Origin of the sequence: Sinorhizobium sp. NG07B (assembly GCF_002532005.1) — a bacterium.
Taxonomy (GTDB): Bacteria; Pseudomonadota; Alphaproteobacteria; order Rhizobiales; family Rhizobiaceae; genus Sinorhizobium; species Sinorhizobium fredii_C.
In genome coordinates this window covers 1-529 of sequence record NZ_NWTD01000054.1, presented here as the reverse complement: position 1 = coordinate 529, position 529 = coordinate 1, and the positions used below count along the sequence as shown (strand labels likewise).

The 529-nt window shown below is 52.7% G+C and carries 1 tRNA gene; it reads right to left on the bottom strand.

Annotation, left to right across the window (positions count from 1 at the left end):
• Positions 1–436 precede the first annotated feature (436 nt).
• Positions 437–512 (bottom strand) — tRNA-Ala (locus CO664_RS30045).
• Between the last annotated feature and the right edge of the window lie 17 nt (positions 513–529).

The following is a 529-nucleotide window of genomic DNA, read 5'->3' as shown; positions in this document are numbered from 1 at the left end:
ACCTTTCCTCCGCGCTCATCGCTCGGAGGGGTGCCAAACCTGGCCATACGGACACCTTTCAGTGTGCCGCACCGCCAGCCCAAAAGCCCGGTTACCTTTTACAACCGGGCCAGTCAGATGCCATCGACGTGTTCGATATGGTCCTCACTGGAATTACGCCGAGCAATTCCGAGGCCATATCTTAAGACCAGCTTCTCGAGATCTGTCCGGTGATGCGCGGTCAGGCAACACCAATCCAGCAAAACCGTCAGAAGCGCATTCCGAAGAACACCCCAACAACGATCATGCCTCAGGACAAACGAACCGAAGTTCGTATCCAGACATATCTTCTCTTCACAATTTTAGCAGAACAGGCATCAGTCTCATTCGAGACGATGCAAACTTATTTTCCCCAAAGACAAGAAACAGATCCGTCAGCAATCAACACCAAAACCTTTGGTGGAGCTGAGCGGGATCGAACCGCTGACCCCCTGCTTGCAAAGCAGGTGCTCTCCCAGCTGAGCTACAGCCCCATTTGAGGTTTCGATAC